The organism is Chryseolinea sp. T2, assembly GCF_037203685.1.
GTDB lineage: Bacteria > Bacteroidota > Bacteroidia > Cytophagales > Cyclobacteriaceae > Chryseolinea.
In genome coordinates this window covers 200,515-220,650 of sequence record NZ_JBBCAU010000003.1, presented here as the reverse complement: position 1 = coordinate 220,650, position 20,136 = coordinate 200,515, and the positions used below count along the sequence as shown (strand labels likewise).

14 protein-coding genes and 1 tRNA gene are annotated in these 20,136 nt (G+C 46.3%); 7 read left to right on the top strand and 8 right to left on the bottom strand.

Translation table 11 applies throughout. The features are described from left to right. Positions 1–40 precede the first annotated feature (40 nt). Positions 41–1,678: an L-glutamate gamma-semialdehyde dehydrogenase gene (pruA, locus tag WBG78_RS10710; protein ID WP_337326419.1), complete on the top strand. Its 1,638-nt coding sequence runs from the start codon at positions 41–43 to the stop codon at positions 1,676–1,678. Between the two features lie 91 nt (positions 1,679–1,769). On the opposite strand, the gene creD is transcribed toward pruA, so the two are convergent. The 3 genes from creD to WBG78_RS10695 form a co-directional block, all read right to left on the bottom strand. Next, positions 1,770–3,203, bottom strand: a complete 1,434-nt coding sequence (gene creD / locus WBG78_RS10705; protein ID WP_337326418.1) for a cell envelope integrity protein CreD — start codon at positions 3,201–3,203, stop codon at positions 1,770–1,772. Positions 3,204–3,361: 158 nt separating this feature from the next. Beyond that, the gene (locus WBG78_RS10700; RefSeq protein ID WP_337326417.1) at positions 3,362–3,661 is read right to left on the bottom strand and encodes a winged helix-turn-helix domain-containing protein; all 300 of its coding nucleotides are present in this window, start codon (positions 3,659–3,661) and stop codon (positions 3,362–3,364) included. After that, complete coding sequence (locus WBG78_RS10695) at positions 3,658–4,281, bottom strand: hypothetical protein (RefSeq protein ID WP_337326416.1); 624 nt, start codon at positions 4,279–4,281, stop codon at positions 3,658–3,660. Before WBG78_RS10695 ends, WBG78_RS10700 begins: the two co-directional genes overlap by 4 nt. A gap of 148 nt (positions 4,282–4,429) precedes the next feature. On the opposite strand from WBG78_RS10695, the gene WBG78_RS10690 reads away from it, so the two are divergent. Beyond that, positions 4,430–4,503: transfer RNA gene (locus tag WBG78_RS10690), tRNA-Asn, on the top strand. A gap of 79 nt (positions 4,504–4,582) precedes the next feature. Here WBG78_RS10690 and WBG78_RS10685 read toward each other — a convergent pair. Continuing rightward, positions 4,583–6,019 carry a TlpA family protein disulfide reductase gene (locus WBG78_RS10685; protein WP_337326415.1) on the bottom strand — a complete coding sequence of 479 codons (1,437 nt, stop codon included), beginning with the start codon at positions 6,017–6,019 and terminating at the stop codon, positions 4,583–4,585. 127 nt (positions 6,020–6,146) lie between these two features. Between WBG78_RS10685 and WBG78_RS10680 the strand changes: the two genes are divergently transcribed. Then, positions 6,147–6,284, top strand: coding sequence for a hypothetical protein (locus WBG78_RS10680; protein WP_337326414.1), 138 nt, complete (start codon positions 6,147–6,149; stop codon positions 6,282–6,284). Here WBG78_RS10680 and WBG78_RS10675 read toward each other — a convergent pair whose 3' ends face one another. Continuing rightward, on the bottom strand, positions 6,285–7,106 hold the full coding sequence (locus tag WBG78_RS10675) for a hypothetical protein (protein ID WP_337326413.1): 822 nt from the start codon (positions 7,104–7,106) through the stop codon (positions 6,285–6,287). It lies immediately after the preceding gene. A gap of 246 nt (positions 7,107–7,352) precedes the next feature. Between WBG78_RS10675 and WBG78_RS10670 the strand changes: the two genes are divergently transcribed. Continuing rightward, positions 7,353–7,931, top strand: a complete 579-nt coding sequence (locus WBG78_RS10670) for a hypothetical protein (protein WP_337326412.1) — start codon at positions 7,353–7,355, stop codon at positions 7,929–7,931. 171 nt (positions 7,932–8,102) lie between these two features. Further along, positions 8,103–9,662 (top strand): CHASE3 domain-containing protein, encoded by a 1,560-nt coding sequence (locus tag WBG78_RS10665; protein WP_337326411.1) that lies wholly within the window; start codon positions 8,103–8,105, stop codon positions 9,660–9,662. Positions 9,663–9,698: 36 nt separating this feature from the next. Here the strand turns inward: WBG78_RS10665 and WBG78_RS10660 are convergent, their stop codons facing one another. Further along, positions 9,699–12,137 (bottom strand): ABC transporter permease, encoded by a 2,439-nt coding sequence (locus tag WBG78_RS10660; RefSeq protein ID WP_337326410.1) that lies wholly within the window; start codon positions 12,135–12,137, stop codon positions 9,699–9,701. A gap of 316 nt (positions 12,138–12,453) precedes the next feature. Here WBG78_RS10660 and WBG78_RS10655 point away from each other — a divergent pair, with 316 nt between their 5' ends. Beyond that, positions 12,454–14,160 carry a GMC family oxidoreductase gene (locus WBG78_RS10655; protein WP_337326409.1) on the top strand — a complete coding sequence of 569 codons (1,707 nt, stop codon included), beginning with the start codon at positions 12,454–12,456 and terminating at the stop codon, positions 14,158–14,160. A 23-nt stretch (positions 14,161–14,183) separates the two neighbouring features. Here WBG78_RS10655 and WBG78_RS10650 read toward each other — a convergent pair whose 3' ends face one another. Next, the gene (locus WBG78_RS10650) at positions 14,184–15,260 is read right to left on the bottom strand and encodes a T9SS type A sorting domain-containing protein (RefSeq protein ID WP_337326408.1); all 1,077 of its coding nucleotides are present in this window, start codon (positions 15,258–15,260) and stop codon (positions 14,184–14,186) included. A 702-nt stretch (positions 15,261–15,962) separates the two neighbouring features. Continuing rightward, on the bottom strand, positions 15,963–17,423 hold the full coding sequence (locus tag WBG78_RS10645) for an ArnT family glycosyltransferase (protein WP_337326407.1): 1,461 nt from the start codon (positions 17,421–17,423) through the stop codon (positions 15,963–15,965). Positions 17,424–17,866: 443 nt separating this feature from the next. Here WBG78_RS10645 and WBG78_RS10640 point away from each other — a divergent pair, with 443 nt between their 5' ends. After that, on the top strand, positions 17,867–20,125 hold the full coding sequence (locus tag WBG78_RS10640) for a PAS domain-containing protein (protein ID WP_337326406.1): 2,259 nt from the start codon (positions 17,867–17,869) through the stop codon (positions 20,123–20,125). Positions 20,126–20,136: the final 11 nt, after the last annotated feature.

Genomic DNA, 20,136 nt, shown 5'->3' with positions numbered 1-20,136 from the left:
ATTATTGAACTCATAACCAAAACATAGAAAACAGAAGGATATGCCTAAAGGAGTTTATCACGTACCGTTCCCGAAGAACGAACCTGTATTGAGCTATGGTCCCGGCAGCAAGGAGCGTGCTGCCCTTCGCCAGGCTCTTGAAGCAGCACGAAGCACAACAGCAGACATTCCCATGTACATCGGCGGTGAAGAAGTGCGGACAGGAAACAAGATTGCTATTCGTCCACCGCATGATCATCAGCACCTGCTTGGTTATTTCCATGAGGGTGACGGCGGACACGTTGAACAGGCTGTACAGGCGGCCCTTAATGCGAAGCCATTATGGGCGGATCTCGCGTGGGAACATCGCGCTGCCATATTTCTGAAGGCTGCTGATCTGCTCGCTGGTCCCTATCGCTATGAAATCAATGCAGCGACGATGCTCGGCCAGTCAAAGAATGCCTATCAGGCAGAGATCGATTCGGCATGCGAGCTCATTGACTTTCTTCGGTTCAATGTGTACTTCATGCAGCAGTTGTACAATGAACAACCTGAATCGTCGCCGGGAGTATGGAACCGGACCGAATATAGACCGCTCGAAGGATTTACACTCGCGATTACTCCATTTAATTTTACGGCCATAGCAGGAAATCTTCCGGCATGCATGGCACTTATGGGTAATACTGTGGTATGGAAGCCTGCCTACACTCAGGTGTTTGCAGCCAATGTGATCATGAAAGTATTAAGACGCGCAGGATTGCCGGACGGTGTTATCAATCTGATCTATGTTGACGGACCTGTTGTTGGAGACGTCGTATTCCAGCACAGTGACTTTGCAGGACTACACTTTACAGGGAGCACCAAAGTATTTCAATCAATGTGGAAAACGATCGGTGAAAACATTCACCGATACAGAAGTTATCCCCGTATTGTAGGAGAGACCGGGGGAAAAGACTTCGTACTGGCACATCCAAGCGCTGATGCCAGAGAAGTGGCGACAGGCATTGCGAGGGGCGCATTTGAATTCCAGGGTCAAAAGTGCTCAGCCGCTTCCAGGGCATATGTTCCCTCCAGTCTGTGGGATGATGTCAGAAAGTACCTGACTGATGATGTGAAGAGCTTCAAGATGGGTCCTACAGAAGACTTCACAAACTTTATTAACGCAGTAATCGACGAGCGGGCATTTGATAAAATTGCCGGATATATTGATCAGGCGAAGAAGAATCCAATGAATGAGATCGTCGTCGGTGGCAAGTACGACAAGTCTAAGGGGTACTTTATTGAGCCGACGGTTATTCTGACCAAAGATCCAAGTTCGGTGACAATGTGTGAGGAGATCTTTGGTCCGGTAATGACGGTTTATGTATACAACGACGATAACTGGGATGATGTACTGGCTTTGGTTGACACTACGTCGCCTTACGCACTCACAGGATCAATCTTTTCCGGCGACCGTTATGCAATAGAGGAGGCTACGAAACGGCTTTCAAATGCTGCCGGCAACTTCTACATCAATGATAAGCCTACTGGGGCTGTTGTCGGTCAGCAGCCATTTGGAGGAGCAAGAGGATCAGGAACCAACGACAAGGCTGGAGCAAAAGCAAACCTTTCCAGGTGGGTATCTATGCGCACGATTAAGGAAACTTTTGTACCTCCGATGGACTATAGTTATCCGTTCCATCAGCCGGACATCAAATAGAAGGCAGACCGCTAGACATTATCAAATCAGCGCGGGAATAAAATCAAATGTGATTTTTCCCGCGCTGTTTTTATAAGTCTCTGTTCGTTTATTAGTGTTGGGTCGTTACTTGTCCCTCATACCACCGCACCTTCCGAGAGAAGTACATGAGCAGCGCCACGATCAGGAACAATCCTATGCTTCCAATAAGCAATGAATAATCCTGGTCCTGGATGATAACAAAAACGAAGGTGTAGAATATTCCCAGAAGTCCGCAGAAGAGCGATACCAGCCGACGTTCATTCAGAAAAGTCCGGGAGTAAGCGGTAATTAAGATGACTGTTGCCAGAGAGGCGAGGAGATAGGCTGTGTTGTAACCCAAATGCTCCGACATACTTAACAGAAGGACATAGTAAATAGTAAGTGCGGCGCCTATAAGGATATATTGAAACGGATGTATGCGAATGCGTTGAGTGATCTCTACGAGGAAGAGAGCCATGAACGTGAGCAGGATGACGAGAATGCTGTATTTAGCCGAGCGAATGCTCTTCTGATACTGGTCGACGGGTACTATCAGCCTTACACCGAAGTCGGCGTTTTCCACAGACTCGTCTCCATTCTTCCATTGCTGCGGAAAAGGTCTGTTGAAGTGGAGGACTTTCCATTCAGCCTTAAAGGCGTCTTTAGTCACCTCACGGCTTTCAGGGAGGAATTCACCATCAAAGCTGGGGTTTGCCCACGGCCCATCTATACGCACGGTAGTTGTTTTTCCAACTGGAGTGAAGTTGAGCCGCTCACTGCCTTTGAGCTTCAATGATATATCCACCTTACCTGCCAGATCAGATGCGTCTGTGGCTGGTACCTTTACTATGATCCCATTCCCCGATACCCCCTGCTCCGCGGCCGCAGCTGTATCCTGTCCATACCGCACAATTGATGTACTGCTTATCGGCGACACTTTTACACCAATATTACTTGAAGGTTCTGCGGTATAACTTTTCCCATTGATCCTGAACGAAAGTGAATCACTTATGCCGCGGACGTCGCTGATGCCAAAGACCATGTATGAATCCTGCCATTGAATGATATCCGTTGTGGATACAAGGCCATTGAAATCAGGTGCCGTAAAGGTGGCAGTCATAGTAAGATCAGACTGATAAACCACGGCGTCGAAGAGTCCGCGTGAAAGTTCTTCAGGCATTACTGTGCCTTTCGTTTCGAGCGATTGAGGAAGGAAGTAAGCATGTTCAAGATGTTCGCGGGTTTCTTTGCCCTGTTTGCCAAGGTCCACTACTTCTTTCACGACAAATGGAACGACCAGTATGGGGCCTGATAAAGTTTGAGGTTCGGACCACTTGCCCGATACCTCGCGGATCACCTCATCAGAGCGCTCCTCTCGCTCTTCAATGATGCCCGTGATCCATGATGCTGGGATAAGAAGGATGAGGACAAGAAATCCTATGCTTGCGAGTTTAACCATGATCGATTCCTGGAGCCATCGATTGAAACGTTCAATGATGCCAAGGGGAGAAATTGAGTTTTCCATATTGCTTGAGATTGAGTATTTAGTATTGAGTCGTGAGTACTGAGTATTGGTATTGAGTATTAAGTATCGAGCGGGTAGCGTTGTATTTTTTTGTGTCTGTAGTCCTAAGATGTTTTTGTGGAAAGTACTTTTAAATTGAAAGTATGTAAGCAAAAAAATTACTTCTGCTGTTTTATGACGCCCTCCAGGGCGTCGATGTGTTTCTTGAATGCAGTTCGGCCCCGATCGGTGATCTTGTATTTTGTATTTGGCTTTCTGTCGACGAATGATTTACTAACAACCAGATATTTCTCTTTTTCAAGGGCCTTAATATTTGAGGCAAGGTTTCCATCGGTCACGTTAAGCAGTTCTTTCAGCGCATTAAATTCAAATCCATCATTCGCTGCCAGTACAGACATGATCTGCAGCCTGACGCGATGCTCCAGTACTTTATCCAGCTGTTCGAATGGGTTCTTCACGAATCGTATTTGTTGTACAGTATGGCACCATATATTATATGTAAGACGCCAAAGCCAACCGCCCAAAATACCAGGCCGTAACCAGGATACAAAGAGCAAATCAGGCCTAGTATAATCTCTGAGAAGCCAAGATAGCGGATCTCATCCAGTGTATTTGAACTACCATGGATGAGCGCAAGACCATAAAATATTAAACAGGCTGGTGCTGCCAACCCGAAGTGTCCTGTATAGAGCATGATCAGCACGAATAGCCCTCCGGTTGCGAGCGGTATGGCGATCTTTTGCATGAGCAGTTTACTGGCGGGAGTCCACAATTTTGTGTTTTCTTTGAGAGTCTTGCGTTGAGTGAGCCACAGGCCTGTTGATACAGATGCGCCGAGAACGACGCAGGCGATGAGGATCAGCTGAATAAGTGTGACCGGCTCACTTATGGTCTGTGTTCGGTAGCTGAATGGTGATCGCGGATATTGGATGAGGAAGTAGGCAGCGGTGGCGCCGCCGAGGGCATAGACTCCGGCTAGAATTCCTGAGAGGCCGCTTAGTGAAATGAATTTTGCGGAGCGGTCCATCATGCTGCGGATGGAGGCCAGATCTTTCTCGTACTCGGATACGTCCTTCATTGAAAAGTACTTTGTGTTGCAAAGTAAATCAACGGCTTGCCACGCACAAGGTTTCGCAACACAAAAAGTTTGTTCATAAAATCCGGCCGCCTTTTTTGGCTAATTGCCATCCAACTCCGTAATATTGCACTCCCTTTCAAGGGGACAGTCCTCCTTAGCTCAGCTGGTTAGAGCATCTGACTGTTAATCAGAGGGTCCTTGGTTCAAGTCCAAGAGGAGGAGCAGTGAGAATCAGGCAGTTACGAGAAGTGACTGCCTTTTTTGTTTCCAGTAGGCAAATTTATTGATCGAAGCTTGCTATTTATTCGTTCCTGATCCATTCCCGGATCACAGCGTCTGTCAGTTCGCTCACCCTGGCCGCATGACTTTCCCGCACCACGAAATCCCGGCCCACCAACACACTCCTTGGATATCCGCTGAGGTCAAACATCCTTCTAACCGACTCATACTCGTTGGATGAGCAGAATAAGTTGATTGTTTTCAAATCGTGTTGCTTCGTCAGGTCTCTCCATTTGTCTTCCCGGGACTCAACGCAAATATTCAGGATAAGCAACCCCTTGTCCGAATACCTCAGATGAATCTCATTCTCCTTCGGAAATTCTTTTATGCAAGGACCGCACCAGGTGGACCAGAAATTTAACAATAGCACTTTGCCTTTGTAAGAAGAAAGAGAAAGACGATTGCCTTCAATGTCTGCAAGAAAAGAATTGGGGCAGGATGTGCCGACGCTAGGAACACCTAGTCTTGCTCTCACCAAGGAATCGATCAAAGAGCGATTATTGCTATCTCCAAAATTTACCTGAGCAAGCTGATCTCTGAAGTTCGGTAAAGAGCCAAAAGCCATGTGTGAAAGAAAAAGAATCCGCATCAGATCGCTAACTTCCTTCTTTCCATATAGGCTGTCAATTACATGATATTCTTCCCGCAGGCTGTCCCTGCTCTTCGTACTCTTTGCAATGTGCTGAATTTTGTGAAGTGAATAAGAAAGGTATTCGTGACAGAGTACAATATTGCTGTCGTAAAGTGATAGTGAATTATCGAAATCAAAGTATGAAGGAGATTTGGGAATCGTACGTGCCTCGTAAAATTCCTTTGTTGCCAGGCAGTTGTGTTTAATAAATCCGGACTTGAATTTAAGGCGAGCCCGTTCATGGGAAGTGAACCATTCAGGAAGAGGTTTGTCGTACGTCTTCAAAAAGGAAAGACTAACACCGGTGATAGAGTCGACAATTGCCGGGTAATCGTCAAAGTTCCTGACGATGTCGCCTGCCTCGAAGTAAGGACGATTGTGTTCATAGTACGCACCGAAGTGGTTTTGGTGTGCCAGGTAGTAATCATTTACCTGGGATAAGTCTCCGGTGAAACTGACCACAATGTTTTGAGGTCTGGTATTTCTGATATCACAGATCAACTCCCTTCCTGGAGCACTAAATATTTTCAGATCTACGACACTGTTGCTGAAGTGGATGAAATCAGGATAGCTTAGACTAAATACGATGGTGTCTCTTGTGCCCGGAATAAGGGTTACATTCAAAATCTGCTCTGCAATTGGGATCATTCCATAAACAGCGGCCTCCAGTTTCAGCGTGTCACTGGTGGAGTTGATGAGAATAGTGGAGGTGGGCTTTCCCCTGAGATCAACAAAGTTGTCGTTCATCAACATGCTTTCCCTTTTCTTTGGTGACGAACAGTACGAGAGGATGCTGATAACGAGCAGGGCTGAGAAGAATTTGAACATCGTGGATAACAACTAAAAAATTAGTTAATAATAAATAATTCATCCTCAGAATGCAAAGCTTAGGCGAACGAACAACGTAGAAGATAAAGTCGGAAATTTGTTATCTTGGTTGAAAAACCGCGTCGCCATGAAAACAAATGCTGAAAAGGCGCCTGCTGCCCAAACCAAGCCGACAATTAAACCTTCGAAGGTCCAGGAATACGTTAAGAAAACATTTAAGAACAACTGGTCCAACACGAAGAGTGTCTATACACGACCACGTTGATTAACCAACGCGCGTAGACGTAACAAAGAATATCTGTCCGTCCGGTTTGTAACTCCGAAAAGACAGAGACTTAAGGTGATCATTTTCCTCCAGAAATTCCGCATACGCAGAGGCAGCGTCAACGTCGGTTTGCTTGCTGACGTTATTAATGAAAATCATAGTATGATCAATAATTAGCGGCGCAGCAAAGCTTAGCGCCAGTTTAGCGCCTGCGTACGAGGTGCAATTTATCATGATCACACTAGCCCTCTTCAGTTCAAGCTTTTTAAATGCTTCTGAATTTACGTGGCTGCCATCGCTTATTTTTTGCTCGTAGTATTGGTTGAAATCTTGGTTATTATGAAAGTGTTTTAATGATGGTTCCACGGAATTGGAGTCATCCGTAGGTGGAATTCCGGAATTACCCGAAGCATGCTCAGTGACCTCGAAGCCAAGTAGCCGGACATTTAATCCAAGCTTACTGACAACTCGTTGCATACCTGGTAATACCTGACCGTGCCGTGGTCCAAACTCCAGGTAGTCGCCTGCATCGACTTCCATATGCGCCAATCGTGTCCAGGCAAGTTTGAACTTGGCTTCCAGTTCACGGGAAGAAATGAGTTGTTCCTTTGTGGGGTCGCCTCTTCTATCCTGATCAGTAATTGCTGGTCCGGTACCTTTTAGGATCCGGGATACCCTGTTGAACTGAAAGAATCGAAGGATTCGGGATAAAACACTGTCAGATGCTATCATAATTGCAATAGAATGGGCCATGCATTCTCCGCCCTGAACAATGTCCGTACAAAGAAAAGCATGGTGGGATAGAGCCCGGTTCTGGGCCATACCTCCAAAAATTGATAATATGAAACACTTCCGGCCTTTAGAATAAGACCGGTACGGCCGGATGGCCGGAGATTTGTACAGACTCAACGGTTGTGTTATAACCGCGAAATTCTGACAAGCGTAAAAGTGGTCAGTCCTTGACTATCATTTGCCCGATATTTTATTCTTGCAATAGAATAGAATGATCAAAGTGAGTTCATGTTACGAAATGTTGGCTAATATTTCAATGATCTTGAGCCCTGCATAATGGAATACTTCGACGACCCCTGGAAATTATTTCAGCTGCTTGCGGGTATCGTGGGATTTTGCGCCTATATACCGCTTACTATCGCCATTCTGCGGGGAACTGCCAGGCAAAGTTTTGCAGCGTTTTTCCTTTGGGGGCTTTTGGACGCAATTGCAATGATCAGTGCAATTCTTCAAAATGGAAATTACTGGCTTGCAGCAAGCAATGTTGCTGGTGCATTCTTTATTGCCGCGTTGTTGTTGTACAAGAAGCAATTTGAATGGTCGCCCACCGAGACCTTAACCTGTTTGCTGGTAATTGTATGTTTGATCATTTGGTATACATCGGGGAATACGGGAGCGATAGTAGCCAGTAGCGTCGCCGTTGTAATGGCCGGTATTCCCCAAATGGCCCACACGATGCGTCAGCCTCAACACACTCCGGTTCGTGTTTACCTCATTTGGATCAGCGCGAATACTATTTCCCTGTTTTCAGCCAGAGCATGGAGTATTGATGAAGCATTTTACGCTATCTGTGGAATTGTTCTCTGTGCCGTTATATTGGGAATTGCCCTCTTGAAATCTGCCCAAAATAAATGACTGGATTCCGCTGGCCGCACCCAAAATTTGACACCAGCGTCCGCTCTACAACTAACTGTGAATCTCCCGACGGGTGGGAATGCCGTTTGTCGAGGCAGAATGCCATGGGGGTCATGCAATGGTTCAAGCCAGTGACTGCCTGAGTATATTTACTATATTTTACATCTGGGTATGGTGAGGAATTTTTTGACCCGGCATGGGGCCAAAGTGGCTCTGGCTATCGTGATCGCCCTGATTCTTGCTGATACTGCAATTACCTACAGCTATAAGTCGGCAATGTCCAGCAACACTGCTACGCAACATAAGCTGACCGAAATCGCTGCGAGAAAAGGCACGATCATCTCCGATCTGAATAACATTGACATGAGTCTGCGGGGATATCTGCTCGTGGGCAACGAGGCTTTCGTGGGAACATACGATAAGATCAAACATCAGAACCGACCGACGATGAGTTATCTCGAGGGAGCGCTTCCGGAAATCGGACTTGAAGCATCTATTCTCCGGGATATGGAGGCCATGATGAACAAATACTTCGAGCTAATGGACAAAGCAATTTCGCTCTATCGGAATGGTAATGCTCCTGATGCGCTGACCATAATTAAGGAAGATCACGGAACAGCCGTCTGGCAAACGTATGTAAAACTGTCTGAGAAGATTGATCCGGTAATACAAAACTTGCAGAATGAATCAGAGCTGGAGTATAGTCGTCTGCTTACGCTAAGTATGTTCTTTCAGGGAGTACTCTTTATACTTGGCGTACCAACTTTGATTTATGCAATTCGCAATTTGCAGCGCACGCAAAAGCGCCGAGTAACATTATTTGAGAAACTGGATCGTCAAAACAGAACATTGATCTTCGACTCTAACGAGCCTGTTGATATTGAAGACGAAGATGCTGTGATCACAGGCATGATCGACAATCTTAAGAAATCGGAAGAATTCATTAAGTCTATTGCTCAGGGAGATCTTGAAGTTAAATGGGACGGATTCAGTAAGGCAAACGCTGCTATTAATAACAATAACATTTCAGGCGCATTGCTCGTCATGCGCGATGGGATGAAACAACGACAGGCTGACGCGCTCAGGCAGCAATGGGTGAGCGAGGGATTGAACAAACTGGCGGATGTAATTCGTGATAATCAGACTAACTTCGTAGTGCTCTGCGAAAAGACCGTTTCGTTTATAGTCAAATATCTTAATGCTCAGCAGGGCTCACTCTTTGTTTTGAATTCAGAGCAGCCGGAAGATCCACACCTTTCATTGATGAGTTGCTATGCTTTCGACAAGAAAAAGCATGTTACTAAGCGTGTCGATATTGGCGAAGGAATGTTGGGACAGGTTTATCTGGAAGGACAGCCTAGTTATATTACCGCTGTACCCGAAAACTATGTTCATATTACGAGTGGTTTAGGAGAGGCTCGCCCGCGTTCGCTTACGATTTATCCTTTTAAGCACAATGACATCGTCGTCGCACTAATTGAGATTGCCTCTTTTACTGCGCTGGACTCATACGCGCTGGACTTTCTTGGCGATGCAGGTAAATCCATTTCTGCGTCGATAAGTACCATACAAACGAATGCCCGCACGCAGACATTACTTGAAATGTCGCAACAGCAAATGGAACAGTTGCGCTCCCAGGAGGAGGAGATGCGGCAGAACATGGAGGAGCTTGAGGCGACCCAGGAGGAAATGCGCCGACGGGAAAATGGCCAACAGGCAAGTGCCGCTTAGTTGTGCCAGTGTGATGTAGATCGTGATCCTTCTCGCTTATTCATTCTTGAGCGTATTCGCCGGATTAAGCCTTGCTATTCTAAGAGACAATAGTGATACCGTTGTCCATATCAATGCCAGTGTTATTATGCTGCAGGATACGAATACTCCTGCGCCAAGTTCTATTCTGTAAGCGAATTCATTGAGCCAGCTTTGCATTACAAAATAGGCCGCAGGCACTGCGATGAGCATTGCCACGAGCGCAAGTCTGGTAAAGTCTTTTGAGAACAGGACCATGATACCTGTTACCGATGCGCCAAGTACTTTGCGAATACTGATTTCCTTTGTGCGCTGCTCTGCAAGGAATGAAGCGAGTCCGGTAAGCCCAAGTAACGCAATGGCTACTGTCAGGCCAGTAAAGGCACCGAACAGTTTTGATAATCGTTGCTCTGAAATGTATTGGAGCTCAAAATCCTGGTCAAGAAATGAATAGTTGAACGGGTTCTCCGGCTCAAATGTCTTCCAGGTCTCTTCAATAGTGTTAAGGCCTTTTGAGACGTTACCAGGACGAAGTCTTACGGCGATATAATCCATCATCGCATCCGGTATGTAATAGTACAAGATCAGTGGCTTTACGCCGTTGTGGAGAGATTCGACGTTGAAGTCTTTAACCAGGCCAATTACTTCCAGCTGTTCTTCGTCATTTTCGCCGGCATTCAAAGTCACGGCGGCCCCCACGGCCTGATCAAGACCAAGAACCTTTGCCGCTGTCTCATTAATCAGGATCTTACCTTTGTTTTGTTTTGGTTCACTGGAAAAGTTGCTGCCGTCGAGCAAAGTCAGTGCGAGCGCCGGCAGGTACCGATCATCTGCAAGGAAAAAATGAATACCTGTACCGATTGAATTCCCTTTCTTTCTGAAATCGCGCATGGCAACGAGCGGCTGAGCCGGAACACCGGAGTTAAAGCTAACGGCAGCGATTCCTTCACGGGATTCCAATTGATCGCGGAACATCTGCCATTTGTCCTGGATCTCCTTGTCGTTTTTCACAACTACGACATTCTCCCTATCGTAACCTGGCTTGCGATCCTGCATATAGTTTAGCTGTCGCATGATGAATACGCTACAGATCATTAATCCAATTGAGATGCTGAACTGAAAAATAACAAGTCCGTTTCTCATGAAGTTTCCCCCTTGAGTGAGCTTTCCTTTCAATGCTTTGGAGGGGTTGAACGATGACAGATAAAGCGAAGGATAGCTTCCTGCCAGGATGATCACGATTAACAACAGAATTGCAAAACCGGCCAGCAGTGGGAGATGATTTAACCAGGCAAAATCAATTTGTTTGCCGACGAGTTCGTTGAATGGACGTCGCAGAATTTCGACAAGGCTCAAAGCGAGTACTGCTGCGATAAGCGCATAGATGGCAGATTCCATAAAAAACTGAGCCGCTAAAGTCTTCCTGGCCGAACCGAGCGTCTTTCGAACACCAATTTCTTTCGACCGTCTCACTGATTGCGCTGTAAAAAGATTGACAAAATTGGCACACGCGAGCAGCACGATAAGCGCAGCAATAGAAACCAATAACTGCACAGTTGTGTAGTCACCATTGGACTCGTGCTCTCTCTGAAAGTGAGAATGAAGATGTATGTCTTTTATTGGCTGAAGTCGGAAATCTGCCGTTTGACTTCCCTCAAGTTCTTCGGTTGCCCTGATATGTCTTTCTGCAATGTGAGTGAGCTTTGATTGAAGTTGTTTCAAACCATCATTTGTATTGCTTATGCCCTCCTTTACTTTAACATAAGTGTGCATGATGTTCCAGGTCCATACGTTGATCGTATCCAATTCCTCGTATCCAAAATTGATGTTCACGAGCATATCGAAATGCAGGTGTGTGTTTTGAGGAGGATCAACTACGGCTGTTACAACTCTGGCGGTCCGGTCGCCTCCAAAGAGAATGGACTTCCCGATCAGGCTTCCGTCCTTAATGGCGGCTTCACCAAAATATCGTTCCGCAGTTTTGCGCGTCAACACGATGGACTCAGGTCGATGGAAGGCTTTCTGAGGATCACCCAGGAGCATTGGATATTGTAATACTTCGAGGAATTCGGGATCGACAATGAAGATCCTCGTCTCCCGGAACACCACTTCGTCCGGTGAGTGATTTTCATCAGCTGGTAGCCTCATCGTTGAATGGTTCCAGGTAAATGCGCGTGCTATCTTTTCTATTTCCGGAACCTCCTCTTTGATTGCTTGTGCCAACGGCGGGGGAGTTGATGCGAATATTTCGCTTTCGGGATTATCTCCCCAATACGTATTGATGCGGAACACACGATCACGGTTTGCAAGTTCGTCGTAGCTCATTTCGTCATATACATACCAGGCAATGAGCATCACCGCGGCGAGGCCCAGCGAAAGGCCGGTTAGGTGAAGTACCGTGAACCGAAGATTCCTGAACATGTTCCGAAACGCGATCTGGAGATAATTGCTGATCATAGCCTGTAAATTTCAGAACCATACGCCAAACGATGTGCCATGTGTGTAAGTATTTGAATTACAGTTCTGTATAGATGTTCTGCACAGACCATAAGCGTAAATGTGTAATGATATTGATACAAATGTCTGTTTGTTTGTGTTACAGTCCAGTTTGTTGTCATAACGTCGGGGACCAGCCTGGAAGTAATCAATTTAGATTTATTGGCGGAGGAAACCTTCTTTTCTCCAAACGGTCGTGCATCGGTTCGGAAGGCAGCGAATGACCCGGCATCATATTGTTAATTCGTATAACTTACTCGCATCAAACACACCACCAATGTATCTGCAGGGCAAAGCAAAAGAGAGCAACACTTACGATGCTATTGTGATTGGTTCGGGAATTACGGGCGGATGGGCAGCGAAGGAATTTTGTGAGCACGGACTGAAGACCCTTGTAATCGAGCGTGGCAGGCCTGTGAAGCACTTGAAGGATTATCCCACCGCGACTATGAACCCTTGGGATTTCAAAAACCGTGGAGCGCTCACACGCGAAGAGCAGGATGCCAACCCCATCGCTAAGCGCTGTTATGCCTTCGATGATGCTACCAAGCATTTTTTTGTCAAGGATGATGAGCATCCTTACGTTCAGGAAAAACCATTCGACTGGATCCGCGGATATCAGGAAGGCGGCAAATCATTAATATGGGCGCGGCAGACTCAACGATGGAGTCATTTTGATTTCGAAGCGCCTGAACGGGATGGATTCGCTGTACCCTGGCCGGTAACCTATCAGGAAATGGCTCCATGGTACTCGCATGTTGAAAAGTTTGTGGGTATCGCCGGCAATCGTGATGGACTTGAAACACTTCCCGATTGCGAATCACTTCCGGCCTTCGAAATGAACTGCGTTGAAAAGCACGTCAGTGAGCAGATTCGTAAGAACTATAACGACCGATTCCCGGTGATAGGCAGATGTGCGCATCTTACACAGCCACAAGAGGTACACCTTCAGCAGGGAAGAGGCAAGTGTCAGGCAAGAGAGCTTTGCTATCGGGGATGTCCCTATGGAGGTTACTTCAGTTCCAATTCGGCAACGTTGCCGTGGGCTGCAAAAACAGGAAACCTTACGATGCGCACCGATGCAATGGTGCATTCCATCCTCTATGATGAAGCGAAAAAAAAGGCGAGCGGAGTAAAAGTCATAGATGCTAACACGAAGGAGGAAACGGATTATTTTGCCCGCGTAATATTTGTTAATGGCGCATGTCTTAATTCAAATCTATTGTTGCTCAATTCAAAGTCATCAAGATTCCCCGATGGCTTTGGAAATGACAATGGACTGCTTGGCAAGTATGTCGCGTTCCATAACTATCGGGGAAACATCACGGCAACGATAGATGGATTCAAGGATACCTACTACGAGGGACGAAGGCCGGCGGCGATCATGATGCCGTCATTCAGAAATGTTCATAAGCAGGAAATGGATTTTCTGCGGGGGTACATGGTGTTCTATTCTGCAAGCAGGGGTGGATGGAGTCGGGGATCGGATCAGATTGGTGCTGCATTGAAGGAGGAAGTGTCACAACCCGGTGGCTGGAGCATTTTCATGATGATGCAGGGCGAGACCATTCCAAAAGCCTCTAACAAAGTTTATCTGAGTCCTGATAAGAAAGACGCCTGGGGAATTCCGTTGTTGGTTACTGACATCGACTACGACGAAAATGATCTCAAATCACTGCACGATTTTCTTGAACAAGGTTCGGACATGCTGGACAAGTCCGGATGCAGGAACATTGTGTCCTACGATACCAAACAGGCACCCGGCCTTGATATCCATGAAATGGGAGGAGTCAGAATGGGCAGGGATCCGAAGACGTCGCTGCTGAATAAATGGAATCAGTTTCATAACTGTCCTAACGTATTTGTCACCGATGGTGCAGCAATGGTGTCGACCAGTTCACAAAATCCGTCCCTGACATTTATGGCGTTTACGGCGCGTGCAGCAAATCACGCTGTTGAGGAGATGAAGAAGCAGAACCTTTAATACTAGCGTTCCCGACTTAGGATTTACTCCACCGCGAACCGGATGTTTTTGGTGCCGCCGCTGTCTTTGAGTTTTAGAATATAAAGGCCGGCATTCAGATTGGAGGTGATCACGAAACGATCAGTAGTTACAGATATCTGTTCCTGCAGGATCTCAGATCCGCTCATGCTATAGAGAGTTGCCATAACGACTTCATCTTCCGCGAAGTTTCTCATGAGCACAACGTCGCCGTCATTTACAGGGTTAGGCGAAATGTACCACGCCTTTGGAGCACGATAATTTACCATGGCGACCTGGAAATACTCGGTGTAACCGTCGAAATCAACCGCCTTGAGTCTGTAATAGATGATGCCGATCATGCCGGGATGCTCATCCGTAAAGGTGTAGTCGATACGTGTTTGACTTGTGCCAGACCCTTTTACAGTTCCAGCTTCTTCCCAGTTCAGTTGTTCATCGGCGCGCTCGATGGAGAAGTATTCGAAGTTTTTCTCGGAAGCGGTGGCCCAGGAGACGAGGATTTCAGTTCCGACTTGCTCGGCGTGGAAGGAAATCAACTTGACTGGTAGTGGACCGGTGGTGCACCCTGTTTGATGATATCCGCCGGGTGCGTTGATGTAACCGCTACTGGAACAGCTGCCTTTTATGCTGATTGTTGCACCCGGTCCAAAATCAATAACCGCCGATGTTCCACCCTGACCATTCTGAAAGTCTCCTTCAATCTGGACATATCCATTAAAATCCACGTTGTTACTGTTGTTCTTATTTAAAAAGTTTCCTTTAACGATTAATGTTCCATCAATTGTAACAGATGATCCGTTGTTAAATGTGAGGTTTCCATTCACAGTCAGCGTAGCTCCGATGTCGACTGTAAGACTACCTTGAACCACAAACGAAGTGGATAGTGCAATGCTGCTGCTGACATGTATAAAGTCACTCTGATCAGGTTCACCGCAGTTACAAGCAATATTTCCCGGTCCCGGAGACAATGACCATTTCCCATCAGAAGTAGTGTACCAATTAGTACCAGCTGCAAAGGCATTGCTGCCGAGCAGGAATGTGGCAAACGCAGAAAGCGCAATCCACCGAAGAATAAAATACATCTATAAAAGCCGTTAAAGAGCCTAGTCTTTGTTGCAGCTCGCCTTCAGAATTGAAGCCTTATTCCGGAGAGGGAAGGGGAGAGTGCTATTCAATTGTAAAGATAACGTTTGCATGAACTTCCGTCAAGCATCTAGAACGGATCGGCGCGACGCCGAAACCTTGCTGATTTGGTGTAAAAATGACAGTTGTGCGTTTCTGACATCCTAAGCCGCCTTGCCAACAGAGTTTGATCAAGACCTCCGACCGTATTCGGTAACGCTTTCGACGAATCGCCGTAACAGGCGCTGAACGACCAAAAAAATCTCTATAAAGTTTGCCGTTCTAAACGTTTTTGAATGTTTCAACGTTCTTTGATCTGTAACGGTCGTTACAGGTGGCACGTCGGATTCATAACGCTATTTTGAACAGCAGCGTGACGCAGATGTTTCACTTAAAGAAAGGAGGTACCATGTCTAGTCCACAGCACATTTTATCGAAAAACGTAACACTAATTCTCACAGGTGTGGTGAATTGAGGCGTTTGACGAACCTCGTCGAGTTTTAGTTTTACGGATAAAATTTGATTGAGGATTTTTAATATCCGGCCATTGCCTTGGCCGGATATTTCTTTTTTTACAGCCAGCCCATTCGCTATCAATGGACCGGTCCCTATCACCCGACCGTAATAGAGTGTATTATCCAACCGATTGCTTCTTCAAAGTGTTACTTCGACTGGTGATCCCCCGTAGCAACGGTGGCACCATCCGACAACGCGTAGATTCTGAACGCGTCCGACTCATAAAGCATCGGCAGGTCGAGAACGACATCAAAGTTTTCGCGAAACATCTCTTTGCATACCAGGACAAACTTGCACCCTTTTGCCTTCACGTCACTCATAAACGCAGCATCGCGAAGTTTGTCGGGCATCACCGTCCATCCACGTCTGTGAGCAAAATACATCACTGTCGGGCAGTGAGGAGCTGAGTTGATTACAAAAAGATCATCGCGTTTAGAGTACGTATCTACGATGCTCTCGAGATTGGCGAATGGCGCATTCATCTTGTGAGCCCTGAAGTCATATATCTGGTCGCCAAGATTCTCGCCTATGACGGCCAGCAGAAATAAGTACATTATCCATCTGTTCCTGATTTCACTTAGCGCATAGCCGGCTATAAACGCTATACAGGGTATGACACAAAGGACATAATACTGATCTATCATAATGCTCTTACCGGTTTTTAAAATGATCACCAGAAAGCACACATAGGGTATTATGAACAAGCTGAAGACGATCCATCTCCGTTTCCATAAGACGTAAATCAGTGAACAGAGCAATGCAACCAAACCAGTATATTTCATAGGTATGATGTACATGCTTCGAAGCACGCCTTTGTAATTGGCCTTGATCTCTTCCCAGCCCATACTGAACAGGGGACATCCACTGGTGAAGTGATCGCCGTAGCCATAAGTCGCATTCAGGTGTGGGACCCAAACGAAATACCACCCTGTAGTAAATGCCAGAACCACAACTGATGCTGCTATCACCCAAATCTTACGGATGTTGCTATACGCCATGAACCCAATTGGGACAATAAGAACTGATAGCAGCAGCGTCGAAGAAATCTTCGTGAGGCATCCCAGACTGGCGAACAACAAGTACAGGATAAGTTTATAAGGCTTACCTCCTTCGAGATAAGACAACACGAAATACAAAGCCATCAAACATAGGCCCGCGGAAAAGCAGTCAGGAAATATCTTCCTGCTATAGGAAAACCAAAAGGAGCACGTCAATAACAAGGTTGCATTGAACGCCACAGTTTCATTGAAGTGAATCCGGATGGCCTTATAGAAAAAGAAAGAACCAAGTGTGGAAACGATCAGCACGATTAGTCGTCCATACCAATGCTCGTAACCGAATACTGCCGATACCAAATAAATGAGGTAGTTCAGCAAAGGAAATTCTGAGCCCGTTATGCCGGTCTTTTCGCCAGCAATGTCAACACGGGGATACATAATGTTGGCATCGACTTCAACAAAGTTTCGGGCAATCATTAAGCCATCTGTCTGCCGCCAGGGGTGTTGGTGCTCAAGCGGCGGTAACGTAATTGCATACAGTCGGACAAGTGCGAGAAGTATCAGCCAGAACCTGATATCCCTGTAGTTTAAAAATTTCTTCCAATCCATTTTGGTAATAACAACGCTAGTAGCTTCTGAACATAACGATACAATATAATGTCATTCCTGGTGGACTTAAGGTTCCAATACTCAAATATCATTTTATACAGGAGGTGTGTCCTTCCGGAGCAGGGGCGAAGCCAGGGCGATTTTTGTAAAACACATTCACAATTTCCTGTAAACCTTGCCTCGGTGGAATGAGTAAGGTCTTCTACAGTTTCCAGCTGGCGTGATTTTAACCTACCTGATTACTAGAGTATTACAAATCCGTTCATTTCGTAACTGAGATTGGCAGCGTTTGCAAATCAAATGAGATCATTGGTTTCAACCTACATTCTTGCATTTGTACCGCGTCCTGAGGTGTTAGTGAAAAATGAAAGCTTTGTACAATGCTATTTCGTATTGTGGATGCGGGCTAACATTTTGTCGACGTCCGCTTAGAACAAAGACCAATGATTAAAAAAAGAATCCCCTATCGCGTTGTTAAAACGCAGGAGCTGTCAAAGCTCAGAAAGCATGCTCAGCGGTTAGTAGAACAAATCGATTCTGCGCGCAGGTTTATCAAGGAAATTGAGTCGGGCAATCTCGACATTGAGATAAAATTTGACGGGCAGGATGACGACAACGCACTGGCGATGTCGTTGGTGAGTATGCGCGATCAGATGCGGCGGATATCATCAGAAGAAAAGCAAAGGAACTGGGCAACGGAAGGGCTGGCTAAATTCGTGGACATCCTGAGATCCAATAATGATGACCTCAGTGGGCTATCGCAATTGATCATAAGCAACATAGTCAAATACACGGCAGCCAATCAGGGTTCTCTCTACATAATGAACCAGGAGGGAAATGACAGCTATCTTGATCTCGTAGGTTGTTATGCCTATGACAGAAAGAAACACCGGGAGCAACGCATCTCACTGGGTGAAGGACTGGTAGGGCAGTGTGCTCTCGAAAAGGACACTCTTTACATGACGAACCTTCCTGCCGACTACCTGAAGATCACGTCAGGGCTGGGCCAAGCGCTTCCAAAGAATCTCTTGATTGTTCCGTTGTTGCTCAACAATACTGTGTACGGTGCCATCGAGCTGGCATCATTTACGAAGTTTGAGCAGTACCATAGAGATTTTCTTGAGAAGTTGGCTGAAAGTATTGCTTCTACCATCTCGAACGTGAAAGTAAACGAGCAGACGAGAAAACTTCTTCACGAGACGCAGGTGCAGACTGAACAAGTCCGTTCGCAGGAAGAAGAGATGCGCCAAAATATGGAAGAGCTCTCAGCCACCCAGGAGGAAATGCAGCGCGTGTTGCGTGAAGTAGAGGGCAAGGAGGCGTATGTTACACAATTACTGAATCTTTCTACTGATTCAATCTATTCTGTCGACAAGCAATACAAACTGGTGAGCTGGAATTCTTCGTTCGCAGTAACGCTTGAGCGATTCGGAATGCGATTGGAAAAGGGTGCCAATACTCTGGACTGGTTTCAGGGCGCTGAGCGCGACGCCCAGGTCAACCGCTATCGCCGGGCACTTGCTGGTGAGTCATTTGATTTCATGACCCAATCAGTGATGGAAGGAAAAACGATCCATCACTTGTCTGTTTATGCACCCTTGAAGAACGCGACTGGTGATGTATTCGAGGTCGCGGTATTTTCCAAGGACATGAGTGAGATCGTGAGCGCGCAACAAACGGCAGAAAAGGCTGCACGCGATGCTCAGAACCAGACCGAGGAATTGAAGGCTCAGGAGGAGGAACTCCGACAAAATATGGAGGAGCTTGCTGCTACGCAGGACGAAATGCAGCGCATACTGAATGAGGTACAGTCGAAGGAAGCATATCTGAAGTCACTGCTCAATTCTTCCAGGGACGCGATCTTTACAGTCGATCGTGAACTTGGTCTGATCAGTTTCAATGACGGATTCACAGTGGGATTGAAGCAAATGGGAGTCGAAGTGGACGCAGGCTTTAACCTTCTGAATATCTTCCCTGACGAAAAGCAAAAGAATGAACAGCGCGCGAATTATGCGAGGGCATTTAATGGCGAGGCTTTCGAAATAACCAGTGAGTTCGACATGAGTGGGATTAAGTCGTACTACTCTTCGAACTATTCACCATTGTACAACGAAAAGGGTGAAGTGTTTGCTGTTTCGGTTTTCGGCAATGATGTAACGGAAATATTTACAGCAAAACTGAATGCCGAGCGGCTGGCAAAGGAGGCACAGGAAAAAAGCGAAGAGGTAAAGGCCCAGGAGGAAGAATTGCGCCAGAACATGGAAGAGCTTTCGTCTACGCAAGAAGAAATGGAACGTGTGATGAAGGAGATGGAAGTAAGATCACGTTATACACTGGATCTTCTGAACGCGTCTGATGATATCATTTGTACAATCGACCGCGACTATAGACTGATGACGTGGAACAAAACCTTTGAGGACTTCACAAAGAATACAGGAGGTGGCGTTGAAAAAGGATTCAACACCCTTGAATGGTATCCGAAGGGAGATGCAAGGAACGAACATAAGAAGACGTATGACCGCGCCCTCAAAGGTGAGGCTTTTCAATTCGAGAGTACCGCCGAAGTTGCTGGACAACAATATTCGGTTAAGACGAGCTATAAGCCTTTGCGTGACGAAAAGGGAAAGACCTATGAGGTTGCCATGTTTACAAGAATGACGTTGCTCGGCGCAGATGCGCGAACAAATTCTAAGAAAAGCTAATGGCGGGATTG

Excerpts from the sequence above, each read along its gene's own strand:
- WBG78_RS10650 (WP_337326408.1), bottom strand. The coding sequence starts at position 15,260 with ATGTATTTTATTCTTCGGTGGATTGCGCTTTCTGCGTTTGCCACATTC.
- WBG78_RS10675 (WP_337326413.1), bottom strand. The coding sequence starts at position 7,106 with ATGGCCCAGAACCGGGCTCTATCCCACCATGCTTTTCTTTGTACGGAC.
- WBG78_RS10655 (WP_337326409.1), top strand. The coding sequence starts at position 12,454 with ATGTATCTGCAGGGCAAAGCAAAAGAGAGCAACACTTACGATGCTATT.
- WBG78_RS10660 (WP_337326410.1), bottom strand. The coding sequence starts at position 12,137 with ATGATCAGCAATTATCTCCAGATCGCGTTTCGGAACATGTTCAGGAAT.
- WBG78_RS10685 (WP_337326415.1), bottom strand. The coding sequence starts at position 6,019 with ATGTTCAAATTCTTCTCAGCCCTGCTCGTTATCAGCATCCTCTCGTAC.
- WBG78_RS10665 (WP_337326411.1), top strand. The coding sequence starts at position 8,103 with ATGGTGAGGAATTTTTTGACCCGGCATGGGGCCAAAGTGGCTCTGGCT.
- WBG78_RS10640 (WP_337326406.1), top strand. The coding sequence starts at position 17,867 with ATGATTAAAAAAAGAATCCCCTATCGCGTTGTTAAAACGCAGGAGCTG.
- creD (WP_337326418.1), bottom strand. The coding sequence starts at position 3,203 with ATGGAAAACTCAATTTCTCCCCTTGGCATCATTGAACGTTTCAATCGA.
- WBG78_RS10670 (WP_337326412.1), top strand. The coding sequence starts at position 7,353 with ATGGAATACTTCGACGACCCCTGGAAATTATTTCAGCTGCTTGCGGGT.
- pruA (WP_337326419.1), top strand. The coding sequence starts at position 41 with ATGCCTAAAGGAGTTTATCACGTACCGTTCCCGAAGAACGAACCTGTA.
- WBG78_RS10680 (WP_337326414.1), top strand. The coding sequence starts at position 6,147 with ATGAAAACAAATGCTGAAAAGGCGCCTGCTGCCCAAACCAAGCCGACA.
- WBG78_RS10645 (WP_337326407.1), bottom strand. The coding sequence starts at position 17,423 with ATGGATTGGAAGAAATTTTTAAACTACAGGGATATCAGGTTCTGGCTG.
- WBG78_RS10695 (WP_337326416.1), bottom strand. The coding sequence starts at position 4,281 with ATGAAGGACGTATCCGAGTACGAGAAAGATCTGGCCTCCATCCGCAGC.